Raw genomic sequence first — 15304 nt, 5'->3', positions numbered from 1 at the left:
ACATGGCCGCGGCGAGACGTTCTCGACTGGCGACCGCGCGCCTGCACGAGCCGCATCTGGAGGCGGTGTCGCGCCGCACCATCGGTTTCGCGACGATGAACTTCGGTGTCCTCGGTGTCGTCACCCGCCTCTATCAGGACCCGACCGATGCGGTCGGGATCGTGGTGTGGGTGCTCGCGGGAGCGGCCGTCCTCGCCGGCGCCGTCTGGATGACCACCCGCGTCTTCGTCGACGGCGTGGGTGCGCGGGTGTTCGGTGTGTTCGCCGATGTCGGGACCCTCGCGGTCATCTTCACCATCTCGCCCCGTGTGGACGCTCTGTTCGGTTGCGCGCTCTACGCGGTGACCGGTGCCTTCTTCATGTTCTTCCTGTCGCGTGCCTGGCTCGTCGCCCACATCGCGTTCGCCACGGCGGCCACCGTCGGGTTCACGGTGTGGGCCCTCGCCGAGGGTTCGGGAGTCGCCTACACACTGGCCCGCACGATCATCGTGCTGCTCGTCGTGATCGGACCGACCTTCACGATGGAACTGGCGTGGTCGACCTTCCGGCGCCGCTCGGACCTCGCGGCGACCGACTCGTTGACCGGCGTACACAACCTGCGCGGCATGTGGCAGGAGGCGATACCGATGATCGAGCGGGTCGCCGGCGCCGAGACGTCGGTGGCGTTCGCGGTCGCCGACATCGACGGTTTCAAGAAGGTCAACGACGCCCACGGCCACGAGGTCGGCGACGAGGTACTGGTGCGGGTGGCGCATGAACTCAGCGAACACGTCGGCGACGCCGGGTTCGTGTCGCGCAGCGGCGGTGAGGAGTTCACCCTGGTGGTCGCCGGCCCGACCGCGACGGTGCGCGAGATCGCCACGACGATCCCGACGGTGTTCGACGGTGGGGCCGACGCGCCGTCGGTCACGATGAGCATCGGGGTCGTCGCCGCGCACCCCGCACGGTCGGGGCGGGAGGCTGCGCGCGACGCACGACGACGCGCCGACCACACCATGTACGAGGCGAAGCAGTCCGGCGGCAACCAGATCCGTCTCGCCCTCTGACCCGTCCCGTCGTACCCGCCCGGTAGAACTGGATGATGCGACTCCACGAGGTCATCGAGACGTCGGAGGCGGTCGGCGCCGTACCGGGCCGCCGCGCCAAGATCGACCTGCTGGCCCAACTCATCGCCTCTCTCGACACCGAAGAGGTGGTGCCGGTGGTCGCCTGGCTCACCGGTCGCCCCCGGCAGGGACGGATCGGCGTCGGTTGGCGCACGTTGTCGACCGCGAGACCCGAGCCCGCCGTGGAGCCAGGGCTGTCGGTCCTCGATGTCGACACCGCTCTGACCGATCTGACCACCATCTCCGGTGCGGGCTCGACGGCGCGGCGCCGCGATCTGCTCGCCGGGCTCTTCGGCGCGGCCACCGCGGCCGAGCAGGACTTCCTCGTCCGGTTGCTCACCGGGGAATTGCGGCAGGGCGCCCTGGAGGGTGTGGCGACCGATGCCGTCGCGGCCGCGTTCGACGTCGAGCAGAGCGCGGTCCGGCGTGCGGCGATGCTGTCGGGTGACCTTGCCGTCACCGCCGCGGCGGCCCTGTCGGGGGGCGCGGAGGAATTGGCACGGTTCACTCTCACCGTGGGTCGGCCGGTGCGCCCGATGCTCGCCTCACCCGGAGAGTCCATGGACGCGGCCTACGCCGCGCTCGGTCCCGACGTCGTCGTCGAGCACAAGCTCGACGGCGCGCGCATCCAGGTGCATCGCGACGGCGACGAAGTCCTGATCGTCACCCGCACGCTGCGGGACATCACCTCCGCCGTGCCCGAGCTGGTCGAGTTGGTCCGTGCCCTGCCGTGCCGCTCGGTGGTGCTCGACGGTGAGACCCTCGCGCTCGAGGACTCCGGCCGGCCGCGTCCGTTCCAGGAGACGATGAGTCGGTTCGGATCCGCGGCGGGCGACCTGCTGCTGTCGCCGTACTTCTTCGACTGCATCCATCTCGACGGTGAGGATCTGCTCGATGCCCCGCTCGAGAAGCGCAGGGCAGCACTCGATTCCGTGGCCGGTCAGCACCGGATCCCAGCGGTGGTCCGGCCGACCGCCGAACAGGCCCGCGCGCATTTCGATGCCGCGATTGCCGCGGGACACGAGGGCGCCATGGTGAAGTCGCTCGACTCCACCTACGCCGCGGGGCGTCGTGGCAAGAGCTGGCTCAAGGTGAAACCCGAGCACACCCTCGACCTCGTCGTCATCGGGGTGGAACAGGGCTCCGGTCGCCGCGCCGGCTGGCTGTCGAATCTGCACCTCGGCGCCCGCGACCCCGACGGCGGTCCACCGATCATGGTCGGCAAGACGTTCAAGGGACTCACCGACGAGCTGCTGCGATGGCAGACCGAGGAGTTCCCGAAGCATCGCTCGCACAGCGATTCCCACGCGATGTACCTGCACCCGGAGATCGTCGTCGAGATCGAGCTCGATGGGGTGCAGACCAGCAGCCGCTACCCGGGTGGTGTCGCGCTGCGCTTCGCGCGCGTGTCGCGATACCGGCCCGACAAGGACGCCGCCGACGCCGACACGATCGACGCCGTCCGAGCCCTCCGTGTGGGTGGCTGAGCGCCCGGGGTCAGCGCGTCGTCGTCAGGTCAGCCGCAGCGGTACGCCGCAGTCGGCGAACACCTCGATGATGTGGTCGAAGACCGATCGGTCGCCACGCATCTGCGTCGACAGCTGCTCTCGGGCGACACCGCTGTGGTTCCACTCGAATTCGAACGGCCGATCGTCCGGGGTGCCGAAACCCCCACGGAGACAGTCCGCCAAGGCGTCGAGGTTTGCGCCGAAGTACCCACCGGGACCGTTCACCGCCCGCCCGATCTCGGTGTAGAAATCCTCGGGTGACGTGATCGCGCTGCCGTCGATCTCGTAGCGCACCGGGTCCGAGGAACGGGCGGGGGCATCGGTCATGCGTCCACTATCTCGCAGAACGAGCCGTAGTGGTCACCGGTGTAGTAGTAGTGCGGCGGGGAGGTGAGCGGCGTTCCGCCGGTGACGATCCGACGAGCTCCCCGGGTCGACGCACCGGGGGTCGGCACCGTGTACTCGTGGTAGTAGCTCGACGACTGCGAGGGCAGCACACCCTCGCGATTGGAGAACACGACCCCGTCGTTCTTGGGGTACGGGAACGGACCGCCGGAGTGGATGAGGTCCACCGTCTGCGAGGCCTGCACCGGCAGGTTGGCGAGGTAGCAGTTCGAGATGGCGGCATCGGCGGTGGCAGGCGTCGCGACGGTGATCGCCGCACACGTCGCGAGACCGGCGACAGCGGTCACGATGCGGCTGCGGACGGTCCCGGTACGGAGAGTGGTTAGCATGGGCAATAGTGTGACCGACCTCGGTGACGAACGCTGAGAGTTGGGGTGAACACCACGTGACATACCTCAGCGACGATGTGCCACAACGAGATCGAGAGACTGCTCCATACGGGTCCAGGATGAGCCGTCGGCGGCGGGACGGCCGTACTCCGACAGCAGGGCCACCAGCGAGTCCGAACTCGTCGCCCATCCGTGTCCGTCGAGCCAGTCCTGTGTGGCGAACTGGCCGATGTCGAAGAACAACTCGTCCATCGTGACGCCGAAGGCCGAGGCGTCGAAGTCGGCGTGGTCGGGTTCGAACGGTTCACGAGGGACGTCGAGGATCAGCACGCTGCCCGAGGGCGCGACGGATCCGATGGTGGTCAGCAGGGCCTGCTGATCCTCGGCGCGCAGGTAGGGGAGGAGTCCCTCGGCGAGCCACACCGTGGGGATGTCCTCACGGAAGCCTGCGTTACGCAGGGCGCCGAGCCAGTCGTCACGCAGGTCGCAGGCGACGGTTGTCCGACGAGCGGCGGTCTGTGCGTCGAGTCCGTCGAGGACCTCGTTCTTGAACTCCAGGACCGCAGGCTGATCGACCTCGAACACCGGTGTCCCGGGTGCCCACGGGAGGCGATGGGCGCGCGCGTCGAGACCGGAGGCGAGGATGACGGCCTGCGCGCAGCCCGATGCGGTCGCGTCGGCGACGGCGGTGTCGATGCGCAGGGTGCGCGCAGCCATCATGTCCCGGAGCATCGTCACCGAATCCGCCACCGCCGGGTCGGCGGCGACGACCTCCTCGATCGCCTCGGGGGTGAGGGAGTCGTCGCCCGCGGCGCGGACGAAGGCCTCGGCGAACCGATCGCTGATCAGCGCGTCGGGTCGCCGGGTCTCCAGTGCCCGTCCGAGGGCGACGAGCAGGGCGGTGCGCCCCACGCTGGAGGTGATGGTCCAGGAGTCCTTGTTCGTACGCATAGCTAAATGCTACGCCTGTGTCCCCTGGCCGGTCAGGACGCGATCGGCGGTCGTCGGCGTCGGGGTCGCGGCGATCACCGGGCCGAGCAGCCGGCCACCGTTGAGAGCACGCAGCACCGAGGTGGCACCCGGATAGGTGTTGTAGTAGATCCCGGCGCACTCGCCGATCGCGTAGAGCCCGGGCAGCGCCGATCCGTCGGCGTCGAGAACGCGACCGGTGGCGTCGGTGGCGAGACCACCGAAGGTGAAGGTGATGACACACGCCAGTGGCCAGGCGACGAACGGGGGCTCGGTCAGCGGTCGAGCCCAGTTCGATTTCGGCGGCAGCAGGCCCTGCGTGTGGACCCCGTCGCAGGTGAGCGGATCGAACTCGCCGGGGACACATGCCGAGTTGAACTGCGACACGGTCCATCCCAGTTCCGTGGCGTCGACGTCGATACGTGCGGCCAGCTCGGCGAGGGTCGTCGCGGTGTAGGGCGGTCGGTCGCTGAGCACCGTGCGTGCGATGCCGGGGATGTCGTGGATCCGACTGTCGGCGATGAGGTAGGCGCTCTGGTGGGCGTCGCGCCAGATCCGGTACGCCACCTCCTCGAACGTGTTGTCCGGGGTGTCGGCACCCTCGTCGAGGAAGCGGCGGCCGAAGGAATCGACCACGATCCCATAGGGATAGGCCATCACCAGTGCCTCGGGTCGATTCGAGCGCGCGTCGGTCGGCTCGCCGTGGAACCGGTCGTACTGTCCCGCGGGCGCGGCGCCGTTGCGCATCGCGATCTCGATGCAGCCGCCGTCGTTCGCGAGACCGCCGGGGGAGATGGTCCGCAGTGCCCCCGCGGTCGGCCCGAGGTGTCGTTCACGCATCTCCGGTGACCCCTCGAAGCCGCCCGCCGCGATCACCACCGACGTCGCGTGCACCGTCTCGGGACCGGACGGTGTGTCGACGAGAACGGTCCATCCGCCCTCGTGACGCGTCATGTCGACGACCTTCGCCCGGTAGCGGATCTCGCCGCCGAGGCGCTCGACCGACGCGCAGAGTGCGTTCACGATCGTCGCCCCTCCGCCCTGCGGCATCAGTCGCGGTCCCCGGGAGGTGAGGAAGTAGGTGGAGTCGGTGACGAAACGGATGCCGTGGCCGGTCGCGAGCCAGTCGATCGTCTCGCGGCATCCCGCGGCCAGTGCGGTGATGTGGTCGGCGGGGGTGCGGCCCTCGCTCAGCGCGTGCATCCGATCGGTGAAGTCGACCGACGGGTCGCCGTGCTCGGTGGTGCGGAAGAACGACGATGTCCAGGCCGTGTTCCCTCCCCGACTCTCCACGCTCGAGCGCTCGAGGACGAGCACCCTGGTGCCGGTGCGCTGTTCGAGAACGCTGGTCGCGGCGGAGAGTCCCGCTGCGCCACAACCGATCACGATCACATCGACGTCGTCCATCTCTTCTCCTCGGTCCTCGACGGGTGGTGCGCAATCGACGGGTGGTGGGTCATCGGGGTCTGATGCTGCGGGGCAGGGTGGCGGCGACGAGCGCGGCGGCGCCCATGCACGCGACGCACAGGATGACGACGCCGTTCCAGCCGTGGCTGTGGAAGGTCGCTGTCGCGACCGTGGCCCCGACGCTGTTGGCGACGTAGTAGACGGTCAGGTAGAGCGCCGAGGCCTGGGCGCGTGCCGTGGTCACCGACGAACTGGCACTCGCCGACGCGACCACGTGGCCGGTGAAGAAGCCCGCGGTCACGATCACGAGTCCGACCGCGATGGCGGCGAGGGAGTCGGTCAGCGTCACCAGCGTCCCGATCGCAGCCAGAGCGGCACCGGCGAGGAGGGTGCGATCGACGCCGATGGACCCCGCGACCCGCCCCACGCGCGGGCTGGTGACCGTGCCGACCAGGTAGATCAGGAAGAAGGCGCCGACGGCGCCCTCACTCAGCCCGAAAGGTGATGCCTCCAGCCGGAATCCGAGAACGGTGTAGACGGCGCCGAACACCACCATGAACAGTGCCCCCAGCAGGTAGAGCCGGAGAAGGAGCGGGTTGCGCAGATGGCGGCCGAGTGTCCCGACGAGTTGGCGTGGGGTCAAGGGGGCCGATCGCCGTGGACCGTCACCGGGGATGAGGACACGGAACACGACGGCGCAGAGCATCGACAGGACCCCGAGCACCCCGAGGGCGACACGCCATCCGGCCGCCTCGGCCACGAGACCGGAGATGAAGCGCGACCCCAGGCCGCCGATACTGTTGCCCGACAGATAGATCCCGATGGCGGCCGTCGTATGGCGCGGATCGATGCGATCGGCGAGGTAGGCCATGGCGGTGGCGGGCAGACCCGCCAGCGCGAGTCCCTGCAGTGCTCGCAGACCGATCAGCCACCACGCGTCGGTACACAGTGGGAGCAGGACGCCGATCACCGACGACGTCACGATCGACCCGGTCATCACCGGTACGCGGCCCACGATCTCCGAGAGGCTGCTCATCGGGATCAGGCCGATCGCCACACCGGCGGTGGTGGCCGAGATCGTGAGGCTCGCGATCACCGGACTGACGTGGAGGCCGGATGCCAACTGCGGCAACAGTCCCTGGGTGACGTAGAGGAGCAGGAACACCCCGACGCCGGCGCTGAACAACGCGACCATCGCGCGTCGATGGTCGCGATCGGTCGGGACGAGGAGGGCGGTGCCGGTGCTCGCCGGCGTCGGGACACGAAGGATCACGCCGCCGACGCTAGGTACTCGTTGATCATGCGTCCAATGATCAATCGACCTAACATTCATGCAATGATGCATGAGCGTGAGATCGAGACACCGGTCGACGCCGCGACACTGATGCCCAAACTGGCCCAGTTCGCCGCGGTCGCAGAATCCGAACACATGACCAATGCCGCAGCGGCGCTGGGAGTTCCGCAACCCACGGTGAGCCGGTCGCTCGCACGCCTGGAGGCCGAGCTCGGCACCCAGCTCTTCGTCCGGCAGGGCCGGTCGGTGCGACTCACACCGGCCGGCCGCACGTTCGCCCACCATGTCGCGCGTGCGATCGACGAGATCACCGCGGGGATCGCGCAGACGCTCGACAGCGTGGACCCGGGTCGTGGACGGGTGGCGTTCGGCTTCCCTCTCACGATGGGTGGCGACACCGTTCCCCGGGTGGTTCGCGACTTCCACCGGCAACACCCCCGTGTCTCACTGGATCTCATGCAGGGCAGCGGCGAGGATCTCCTCGACGCCCTGCGGGGCAACAGGATCGACCTGACGCTTCTCACGCCTCCACCGGCCGCACCCGAGATCGAGTCGATCACGGTGCAGTACCAGTACCTGCGCCTGCTGGTGCCGCGGGGACACCGCCTGGCCGATCAACGCCGCGTCCGGCTCGCCGAGGTGCGCGACGAGCCGTTCGTCGGCTTCCCCGATTCGTACTGGATCAGTGCCATCATCCGAGGGCTCTGCGACAGAGCGGGTTTCACGCCGTCCGTGGTGTTCCGCAGCCGTGAGTCCGAGACGATCCGCGGACTCGTCACCACCGGGCTGGGCGTCGCGGTGATGCCCCCGACGGCCGCGCGGTGGCCCGGCGTCGCCGAGCTAGAACTCGTCGACGCCGATGCCTACCGCGAGATCGGACTCGTGTGGCTGCGGGATCGCACCCTGCCGCCACCGGTGGCGCTGTTCCGCGACTTCATCGTGTCGCGTCGCCACCAGTTCTCCGGAGGTCCCCCCGGCAAGGACCGCCTCAGCCCGCGGTGACCTTGGCCGCGCGCTCGGCGAGCGTCTCGCCGCCGATGGACCAGTCGTCCTTGGACACCTCGTCGATGGTGGCCCACACGCTCGCGGGCTTCGCGCCGGTCACCTCGACGTAGACGGCCGTGAGCTTCTCGAGCAGTTCCTTCTTCACCTCGGGCGACTGACCGGGGGTCTGGACGATGTGCAGCAGCGGCATGGCAGATCCTTGCGATGGGAGGGGTCGGGGGCCGAGCGGCCGCTCCGAGTGAACGTTGCCGACGCTAACAGCGGGGTACGCGGGTCGCGCGCCGTGTGGCCGGATTCACATAGCGGGTCGGCTATACCTCGTCGATCCACCGGTTGGCCGCCGATGCGCGAGCGAGCACATCGGCGTGCGGGGTGCCGCGGGTGGCGGTCAGACCGAGCCTCTCGACGAGTGGTGGTCCACCGGTGATCGGCTTCCATCGCAGGACGGGATCGGGTTCGATCGCCGACCGCGGTCGCAGGGACACCAGATCGGGGTTGGTCTGCAGGACGTGCTGGAAGAGGATGTGCCTGCTGGTGTCGGCCACCACGAGCCCGGGTTCCCAGCCGTGCACGCCCAGGGCGGCGAGCAGCGAGCTCGCGAAGAGCGGCGCGGTTGCGGTGTCGAACCACAGCAACCGCTGTGTCACCAGGCGTTCCCACGGCACCGTGTCGACGTCGGCGAACGGGTGGTGCCTGCCGACCACCGCACCGAGCTCCTCGCGCCACACCTCGGCGCCGACGAGGCGTTCGGAGGTCAGCGGGAGCCTGACCAGCCCGAATGTCAACTCACCGTGCTCGAGGAGAGTCGACTGACGGCTCGACCCCGCCGATCGGAGCTCGATGCGGGCGGAGGTCTCGAACTCATCGCGCGCCTGCGCCTCGAGAGCCACCTCCACCAGCTCGACGACGTGGGCCGGCACGCCCGAGCACACGCCGAGCGACCAGGAGTGGCTGGTCCGCACCGCGGCGTCGACCGCGGCACGCAGGGCCGACGGCAGAGAGTCGACACCTTCGAGGAACCGTCGCCCGGCCGGGGTCAGTGTCATCCCGCCGGCAGACCGCGCGAACAGTTCGACACCGACGCGCCCCTCGAGCTTGCGGAGCTGGTGGCTGAGACTCGGTTGTGCCAGGTGGAGCTCTTTGGCGGCCGCCGAGACGCTGCCCTCCCGCACCACGGTGAGGAAGTACCGCAGATGGCGGAACGTGACCTCGTCGAGGTCGCTCATCGGGACCGGTCGCAGGCGCGATGCGACGGGCGCGCGGTTGTCGGGGTCATAGTCATCCGACTATAGCCCGCACCGCAAACGCGTCTTACCCTCTCCCGCCCCGCCGGCGATAGCGTCATGGCCATCGGACCCGTCTGTCGACCCGCACCGATCGGAGAACCCATGTCACCCACACCGACCAGCGCCACCGTCTCGAACGATGTCGTCGGATCCGCGTTGGTCGAGGCCGACCTCGAGACGCCGACCGCAGCGCCGGAGCCGACCCGGTCACGCCTGTCGTTCTGGTTGGTGACCGCGGCCACCGCTCTCGCTCTGGCGGCCAGCGGCACCCCGTCGCCGCTGTACGTCGACTACCAGGCCAAGTGGGGTTTCTCCGCCACGACGGTCACCCTCATCTACGGGATCTACGCCGGTGGCGTCTTGGTGGCGCTGTTGACCATGGGCGGCCTCTCCGACCGCATCGGTCGCCGGCCGGTGATGATCGGGAGCATCGGTGTGCTGGCGGCCAGCATGGTGGTGTTCGTGTTCGCCGACAACGTCGGGTGGCTCTACGTCGCCCGCGCGATCCAGGGTGTCGCGACCGGTGTCTTTACCGGTGCCGCCGGAGCCGCGCTGTCGGAGTTGCACTTTCGTCGTGACCACCGCATCGCCTCGCTGGTGAACAGCACCGCGACGGCGTCGGGCATCGCGTTCGGCGCCGTGCTGACCGGCATGCTCGCGCAGTGGGCGCCCGCCCGTCTGGTGCTGCCCTACCTCGTGGTCGCGGGGTTGTCGGTGCTGGTCCTCATCGGGATCGCCATCTGGGTACCCGAGACCGTCACCGCACGGCAGTCGCTGCGCAGCAGCCTTTTCCGTCTCCAACGACTCAGCCTGCCGGCCGGGATCCGGCGGGAGTTCGCCATCGGCGGGCTCAGCGTGACCGCCGCCTGGTCGGTCGGTGGGCTCTACCTCGCCCTCGGCGGCACCCTCGCCAAAGAGCTCCTGCACGTCAACAACCACCTCGTCGCGGGGTTGGTGATCCTCGCGGTCCAGGGTGTCGGTGGTCTCGGTCAGCTCGTGTGGAACCTCAGCCGCCCGACCGCGTCGATACGCTCGTCGGCGCTGGTGGGGTCGGCCGCACTCATCGTCGGTCTTGTGCTCGCCTCGATCGCTCTCGCGACGTCGAGTTCGGCCGTCTTCTTCATCGGGGCCGTCGCGACCGGTGTGGGATTCGGTCTGGCGTTCATGTCCGGGACCCGTCGCGTCACGCAGGTCGCACCCGACGCCCAGCGCGGTGAGGTGCTCGCGGCGTATTTCGTGATCGCCTACATCGCCATCTCCGTGCCCGCGATCATCGCCGGACTCGTCTCGACGCACCTCGGCATCACCGAGACCTTCTACTGGTTCGCCGGCATCACGTCGGTGATCGCGGCGATCGTGTTCGTCGCCGGGCTGGTCGAGGGCAAGCAATCGATTCGAAAGTGAATCATTCGTCCGACGCTGGTGGATCAGTGTGCGGACCGGCCGCAGCACCGCTCCACCAGCGCGATGATCTGGCCCGAACCGTCTGTTAACCGGCTGGTCACGCACGTGCTGGTGACCTGGATCACGCCGGGTTCGAGAAGCTTGTGGTGAGCAACTAGTTTTCCTAATTTCTCCCTGGGACGCGACGTCGCCTCCCGCAGAACGTGTGTCACACCCATCGGGCAGTTCTGAAGCGGAGTAGGGCTCAAATGATCACCAACATCGATGTGACGTTGCGAGACGGTGGATATCGCAACGGATTCAACTTCACCCTCGACTACGCGCTCGACCACGCGCAGCGAAGCGTCGAGTCGGGTTTCGACTGGGTCGAGATCGCCTATCTGAAGGGATCTTTCGATCCGTCGAAGAGCACGGGGCTCACCGGTCGCGGCGACCCCGACTACGTGCGGGCGCTCGCCGACGCGATCGGACCCGACCACGTCGGGTTGATCGGACACCCCAAGAACCTGACGCGGACCGACCTCGCCGACGCGTACGACGCCGGCGCGCGGTTGATCCGACTGTGTCTGTCCCCGGGGTCCTCGGCGGCCGATCTCGACCTGCTCGGCGCGGCGAAGGGGATGGGATACACCGTGTGCGCCAACCTCACCCGGGTCAGTCGCCTCACGGCTCGCCAGATCGCCGACATCTCCTTCCGCGCCGCCGAGGCCGGCGCCGACGTGGTCTACCTCGCCGACTCGAACGGCAGCCTGCGGCCCGCCGACGTGAGCTCGCTGGTCAATCTCGTGGCGACCGTCGCACCCGCCGCGGCCGGCCTGCACGCCCACAACAATCTCGGATTGGCGCTGGCCAATGCGCTGGCCGCGGTCGACAACGGTGCGACATGGATCGACTCGTCGGTCCTCGGGATGGGCAAGGGGGCAGGGAACCTCATCGCCGAGCAGTGGATCGCCTACCTCGACCGCGACCCGTCGATCGAGTCGACGTCGGTCGACCTCGGTGTGCTGCTGGAACTCTCCGACCACCTCGCCGCCTCGGTGGTGGAGTCGCGTCCCTCGCTGCCCATGACGGATCTCCTGATGGGCCACTTCGACCTGTCGATCGAGCAGCGCGAGCACTTCCGCGGCAGCCACCGCGACTCCGTCGTCGCTGCGCGTGACCTGCAGGGAGTGGCCTCGTGACACGACGCCGCCGTGCGGTCGTGTTCGGTCCGGTACAGCCCGTCTTCGACCCCGCGTTCCTCGATCCGATCACCGACTGGTTGACCGACAACGGGTACGCGGTCGAGGTCCTCGACAGCCTCACCGTCATCGACGACCCGGCGATGACCCTCGCCGACGTCGCATCGGAGTGGGTGCGGCGTCGTCCCGACCTGGAGGCGGCCGATCTGCTGTGCGGCAACGCATTCGGTGGCGCGCTGGTGCAGGTGATGGCCCCGGTGGTGAACCCCGGGGTCGCCGTCCTGGCACTGTCGGCACCGACGGTCGCCGACCGGGTCCTGGGCACACGACTCGCCGAGGTCGCCCGGCACGCGCGGATGGGCAATCTCGCCGGTGCGCTGTGGACGCTCGACGATCTCGTCCGGTCGGAGTCCATGCCGTCCCCGGCCCGGGTCGCGACGCCCACCACGGGCGATCATCTCCAGGCCTGCCGCCGGATCGATCTGGGGATGTCGCTGCTCACCGATCTCGACGTGAGTGCGTCGATCACGTCCCACACCGGTCCGGTCCTGAGCATCGTCGGCGCCCAATCGCGTCTGGTGACCGCCGACCATGTCCGCCTGCCCACCCATGGCGTGGTGGCGGAGATCCCCGATGCGGGTATGCGTCCGCACCGCGACAACGCCGCCGCGGTCGTCGATCTCCTCACCGAGCAGCGGACCTTCCTCGCGGGCAGGACCGATCGCGCGGGCGGGCGACACCATCGAACACACCACATCGACACCCAGGGGGCGGCATGACCAGCATCGCGGTACTACCCGGCGACGGCATCGGACCGGAGGTGACCGACGCGGCGTTGCCCGTCATCGCCGCCGCCGGCCTCGACTGGGATCTCGAGTTCGGCGACGTCGGGTGGAGTTGCTGGCAGAACGAGGGCGACCCGGTACCCGAACGGACGTGGGATCTCATCGACCGGACCGACGGCACGCTGCTCGCCGCGATCACCAGCAAGCCCCTGCGCGAGGCCGAGGCCGAGTTGCCCGACGATCTGCGTGGCACCGGACGGACGTTCGTGTCCCCGGTGATCCAGCTGCGCCAGCGGTTGGGGCTCTACGCCAACCTGCGGCCGGTGACCGACTTCCGCGACGACGCGTTCGCGTTCGAGGTGGTGCGTGAGAACACCGAGGGTCTCTACGCGGGCTTCGACTACCACGGGCTCGACGGCGAACTGTGGGATCTGGTGTCGGCGCACCCCAACGCGGCCGCCTCGGGTGCTGCTGATTCCAGTGTGAGCCTGCGTCTGCAGACCCGCGTCGGCATCGACCGTCTGCTGCGCTTCGCCTTCGAGCGTGCCGTGATCGGCGGTCACCGTCTCGTGACGCTGGCCGACAAGCCGAACGTGTTGCGGCAGAGCAGCAACTTCCTCCGCGGACGGCTCGAGGCGATCGCCGCCGAGTATCCCGGGATCGACACCGAGATCGCCAACGTCGACGCGGTCGCACTGTGGATGGTCAAGAGTCCCGACCGTTTCGGGGTCATCGTGGCCGAGAACATGTTCGGCGACATCCTCTCCGACCTCGGAGCCGGGGTCATGGGCGGGCTCGGTCTCGCCGCCAGCGCGAACATCGGCGACGGTGGCTGCTACTTCGAACCGGTGCACGGCAGTGCACCGAAGATGGCTGGGGCCGGGCGTGCGAACCCGATCGCGATGATCCTGACCATCGCGGGACTCGCCGACCACCTCGGCGAGACCGAGGCCGCGACGCGCATCCGTTCCGCCGTCCGCGCGGTGATCCGATCGGGCACCGCCGTCACCTACGACCTCGGCGGGACGGCCACCACGGGAGTGGCGGCCAAGGCCGTCATCGAGGAGCTGTCATGACCGCCACCACCACCGCGTTCGACGACGTCCTCGAGCGTCTCCGCCACACCGACACCGCGGCGGTCTCCGACGCCCTCGACAGCCTGGGCATCCCCGGCGTGCTGCGCGGGATCGTCTGTCGTGTTCCCGGTGTCACCACGGTCGGCGTCGCGTACACCGTCACCTATGGACCGGTCACCGACACCGGGACCTTCCACAACGCGGCCAACTACATCGACGACGTGCCGGCGGGGTCGGTCGTCGTGGTCGACAACGGCGGCAGCCTCGAGTGCACCAACTGGGGCAACATCCTCACCTCGATGGCACTGCAGCGCGGCATCGCCGGCACCGTGATCCACGGATCCGCGCGCGACGTCGCCGAGATCCGTGGCCACGGCTACCCCCTGTTCAGCACCGGGGTGTCGATGGTGAGCGGGAAGAACCGGGTGATGCTGTCGGCGGTCGGATCCGACGTCGTGATCGACGGCGTGCGGGTGAGTCCCGGTGACGTCATCGTCGGTGACGACAACGGGGTGATCCGGATCCCGCAGGCGATCGCCGAGGCCGTGGCCGATCGTGCGGTACGCGTCGACGAGACCGAACGCGCCATCGCCGACGCGGTGAGCACGGGGATGCGACTCGACGAGGCGCGAGCCCGGTTCGGGTACTCGACCCCGTGGGAGCCGGCGTCGGCGCGGTGACGGATCCGGTCGCGCTCGACCCCGCGCGCCGTCCGTTCGTCGACCTCCATCACCACGCCGGTGTCGACACCCTGCGTCGGCGACGCACCGTGATCGAGACGGGTGAGGCCTACGCGGCCATCGGGGCCTGGGTGGTGGTCAAGAGTCATCTCGTCCCGACGACCGCGGCCGCGTGGGAGGCACGCGCGCGGGGGCTGCCGGTATCGGGTTCGGTGGTCCTCAATCACGGTGTCGGAGGGCTGGATCCGCGCGTGGTCGTCACCGCGGTGCTCGCCCACGGTCCCGACGCCCCGGCTCGCACGGTGGTGTACCTCCCGACGGTGACCGGACACGCACACCCTGCGGGCGGTGGGCAGCGGCCGTTCCATCCCGACGTCGCCGCGCACGCGGCCGGGGTCGCGGTCAGTGACGACGATGGCCACCTCCGGCGCGAGACCCTGGAGGTCATCGCGTGCTGCGCCGACCTGCCGGTCGTGCTGGCGACCGGGCACAGCACGCGCGAGGAGGTCCTCAGGGTCATCGACGCGGCGGTCGCGCGGGGCGTGTCACGGCTCGTCGTCACCCACGCGACCCACCCGATGGTCGGTCTCACCGACACCGACCTCCGCGATCTCGCCGACGTCGAGGGCCTGGCCATCGAACTGACGGGGCTCACCTACATCCTCGGGCGACAACGCCCCGAGCAGTTCTTCGACTCGGTCCGCGCCCATCCGCGGGTACTGCTCAGCTCCGACCTCGGTCAGCCGACCACCGTCGACGTCGTCGACTGGTTGCCCTGGACGCGTGAGTGGATGCGGGCGGGCGGTCTCGGTGACGACGCAGTCCGGTCGCTGCTCGTGACCACCCCGGCGGAACTGCTCGCGCCCTGA

Annotated in this window: 16 protein-coding genes; 9 read left to right on the top strand and 7 right to left on the bottom strand. The window is 69.1% G+C overall.

The features are described from left to right. The first annotated feature begins 2 nt into the window (after nucleotides 1-2). Both ASG12_RS01380 and ASG12_RS01375 read left to right on the top strand, forming a co-directional pair. Complete coding sequence (locus ASG12_RS01380) at nucleotides 3-1046, top strand: GGDEF domain-containing protein (protein ID WP_055784367.1); 1044 nt, start codon at nucleotides 3-5, stop codon at nucleotides 1044-1046. A 35-nt stretch (nucleotides 1047-1081) separates the two neighbouring features. Then, on the top strand, nucleotides 1082-2593 hold the full coding sequence (locus ASG12_RS01375) for an ATP-dependent DNA ligase (RefSeq protein WP_055787384.1): 1512 nt from the start codon (nucleotides 1082-1084) through the stop codon (nucleotides 2591-2593). Nucleotides 2594-2617: 24 nt separating this feature from the next. Here ASG12_RS01375 and ASG12_RS01370 read toward each other — a convergent pair whose 3' ends face one another. The 5 genes from ASG12_RS01370 to ASG12_RS01350 form a co-directional block, all read right to left on the bottom strand. After that, a complete protein-coding gene (locus tag ASG12_RS01370; protein WP_055784365.1) occupies nucleotides 2618-2941 on the bottom strand; it encodes a barstar family protein in 324 nt (107 codons plus the stop codon). Further along, nucleotides 2938-3348 carry a ribonuclease domain-containing protein gene (locus ASG12_RS01365; RefSeq protein WP_082501550.1) on the bottom strand — a complete coding sequence of 137 codons (411 nt, stop codon included), beginning with the start codon at nucleotides 3346-3348 and terminating at the stop codon, nucleotides 2938-2940. The genes ASG12_RS01370 and ASG12_RS01365 overlap by 4 nt, the downstream gene beginning before the upstream one ends. A 66-nt stretch (nucleotides 3349-3414) precedes the next feature. Further along, entirely contained in the window at nucleotides 3415-4299 is an 885-nt protein-coding gene (locus ASG12_RS01360; protein ID WP_055784361.1) for an SAM-dependent methyltransferase, read from the bottom strand. A 9-nt stretch (nucleotides 4300-4308) separates the two neighbouring features. Next, nucleotides 4309-5724 carry an FAD-dependent oxidoreductase gene (locus ASG12_RS01355; RefSeq protein ID WP_055784359.1) on the bottom strand — a complete coding sequence of 472 codons (1416 nt, stop codon included), beginning with the start codon at nucleotides 5722-5724 and terminating at the stop codon, nucleotides 4309-4311. 49 nt (nucleotides 5725-5773) lie between these two features. Beyond that, a complete protein-coding gene (locus ASG12_RS01350) occupies nucleotides 5774-6997 on the bottom strand; it encodes an MFS transporter (RefSeq protein ID WP_055784357.1) in 1224 nt (407 codons plus the stop codon). A 63-nt stretch (nucleotides 6998-7060) separates the two neighbouring features. Between ASG12_RS01350 and ASG12_RS21485 the strand changes: the two genes are divergently transcribed. After that, the gene (locus ASG12_RS21485; RefSeq protein WP_055784354.1) at nucleotides 7061-8020 is read left to right on the top strand and encodes a LysR family transcriptional regulator; all 960 of its coding nucleotides are present in this window, start codon (nucleotides 7061-7063) and stop codon (nucleotides 8018-8020) included. On the opposite strand, the gene ASG12_RS01340 is transcribed toward ASG12_RS21485, so the two are convergent. Continuing rightward, nucleotides 8007-8213 (bottom strand): tautomerase family protein, encoded by a 207-nt coding sequence (locus ASG12_RS01340; RefSeq protein WP_055784352.1) that lies wholly within the window; start codon nucleotides 8211-8213, stop codon nucleotides 8007-8009. The two genes, ASG12_RS21485 and ASG12_RS01340, sit on opposite strands and share 14 nt — an antisense overlap. Nucleotides 8214-8334: 121 nt before the next feature. Then, the gene (locus ASG12_RS01335) at nucleotides 8335-9249 is read right to left on the bottom strand and encodes a LysR family transcriptional regulator (RefSeq protein ID WP_055784350.1); all 915 of its coding nucleotides are present in this window, start codon (nucleotides 9247-9249) and stop codon (nucleotides 8335-8337) included. Between the two features lie 162 nt (nucleotides 9250-9411). Here ASG12_RS01335 and ASG12_RS01330 point away from each other — a divergent pair, with 162 nt between their 5' ends. The 6 genes from ASG12_RS01330 to ASG12_RS01305 all read left to right on the top strand — a co-directional run bounded on the left by ASG12_RS01330 (nucleotide 9412) and on the right by ASG12_RS01305 (nucleotide 15304). Beyond that, nucleotides 9412-10713: an MFS transporter gene (locus tag ASG12_RS01330; RefSeq protein WP_162243391.1), complete on the top strand. Its 1302-nt coding sequence runs from the start codon at nucleotides 9412-9414 to the stop codon at nucleotides 10711-10713. Between the two features lie 248 nt (nucleotides 10714-10961). Beyond that, a complete protein-coding gene (locus ASG12_RS01325) occupies nucleotides 10962-11894 on the top strand; it encodes a hypothetical protein (RefSeq protein ID WP_055784345.1) in 933 nt (310 codons plus the stop codon). Next, nucleotides 11891-12673: an alpha/beta hydrolase gene (locus tag ASG12_RS01320; RefSeq protein WP_055784343.1), complete on the top strand. Its 783-nt coding sequence runs from the start codon at nucleotides 11891-11893 to the stop codon at nucleotides 12671-12673. Before ASG12_RS01325 ends, ASG12_RS01320 begins: the two co-directional genes overlap by 4 nt. Next, entirely contained in the window at nucleotides 12670-13755 is a 1086-nt protein-coding gene (locus ASG12_RS01315) for an isocitrate/isopropylmalate dehydrogenase family protein (protein WP_055784341.1), read from the top strand. Before ASG12_RS01320 ends, ASG12_RS01315 begins: the two co-directional genes overlap by 4 nt. Then, the gene (locus ASG12_RS01310; RefSeq protein ID WP_055784338.1) at nucleotides 13752-14435 is read left to right on the top strand and encodes an RraA family protein; all 684 of its coding nucleotides are present in this window, start codon (nucleotides 13752-13754) and stop codon (nucleotides 14433-14435) included. The genes ASG12_RS01315 and ASG12_RS01310 overlap by 4 nt, the downstream gene beginning before the upstream one ends. Beyond that, nucleotides 14432-15304: a DUF6282 family protein gene (locus ASG12_RS01305; RefSeq protein WP_156377875.1), complete on the top strand. Its 873-nt coding sequence runs from the start codon at nucleotides 14432-14434 to the stop codon at nucleotides 15302-15304. The genes ASG12_RS01310 and ASG12_RS01305 overlap by 4 nt, the downstream gene beginning before the upstream one ends.

Source organism: Williamsia sp. Leaf354 (genome assembly GCF_001424365.1).
In the GTDB taxonomy this organism is placed as follows: Bacteria; Actinomycetota; Actinomycetes; order Mycobacteriales; family Mycobacteriaceae; genus Williamsia_A.
The sequence above is the reverse complement of the archived record's forward strand: the minus strand, read 5'-3'. Positions and strand labels throughout refer to the sequence as shown.

What these genes read in the sequence shown, in the direction of transcription:
- ASG12_RS01380 (WP_055784367.1), top strand. Translation starts at nt 3, where the DNA reads ATGGCCGCGGCGAGACGTTCTCGACTGGCGACCGCGCGCCTGCACGAG.
- ASG12_RS01375 (WP_055787384.1), top strand. Translation starts at nt 1,082, where the DNA reads ATGCGACTCCACGAGGTCATCGAGACGTCGGAGGCGGTCGGCGCCGTA.
- ASG12_RS01370 (WP_055784365.1), bottom strand. Translation starts at nt 2,941, where the DNA reads ATGACCGATGCCCCCGCCCGTTCCTCGGACCCGGTGCGCTACGAGATC.
- ASG12_RS01365 (WP_082501550.1), bottom strand. Translation starts at nt 3,348, where the DNA reads ATGCTAACCACTCTCCGTACCGGGACCGTCCGCAGCCGCATCGTGACC.
- ASG12_RS01360 (WP_055784361.1), bottom strand. Translation starts at nt 4,299, where the DNA reads ATGCGTACGAACAAGGACTCCTGGACCATCACCTCCAGCGTGGGGCGC.
- ASG12_RS01355 (WP_055784359.1), bottom strand. Translation starts at nt 5,724, where the DNA reads ATGGACGACGTCGATGTGATCGTGATCGGTTGTGGCGCAGCGGGACTC.
- ASG12_RS21485 (WP_055784354.1), top strand. Translation starts at nt 7,061, where the DNA reads ATGATGCATGAGCGTGAGATCGAGACACCGGTCGACGCCGCGACACTG.
- ASG12_RS01340 (WP_055784352.1), bottom strand. Translation starts at nt 8,213, where the DNA reads ATGCCGCTGCTGCACATCGTCCAGACCCCCGGTCAGTCGCCCGAGGTG.
- ASG12_RS01335 (WP_055784350.1), bottom strand. Translation starts at nt 9,249, where the DNA reads ATGAGCGACCTCGACGAGGTCACGTTCCGCCATCTGCGGTACTTCCTC.
- ASG12_RS01330 (WP_162243391.1), top strand. Translation starts at nt 9,412, where the DNA reads ATGTCACCCACACCGACCAGCGCCACCGTCTCGAACGATGTCGTCGGA.
- ASG12_RS01325 (WP_055784345.1), top strand. Translation starts at nt 10,962, where the DNA reads ATGATCACCAACATCGATGTGACGTTGCGAGACGGTGGATATCGCAAC.
- ASG12_RS01315 (WP_055784341.1), top strand. Translation starts at nt 12,670, where the DNA reads ATGACCAGCATCGCGGTACTACCCGGCGACGGCATCGGACCGGAGGTG.
- ASG12_RS01310 (WP_055784338.1), top strand. Translation starts at nt 13,752, where the DNA reads ATGACCGCCACCACCACCGCGTTCGACGACGTCCTCGAGCGTCTCCGC.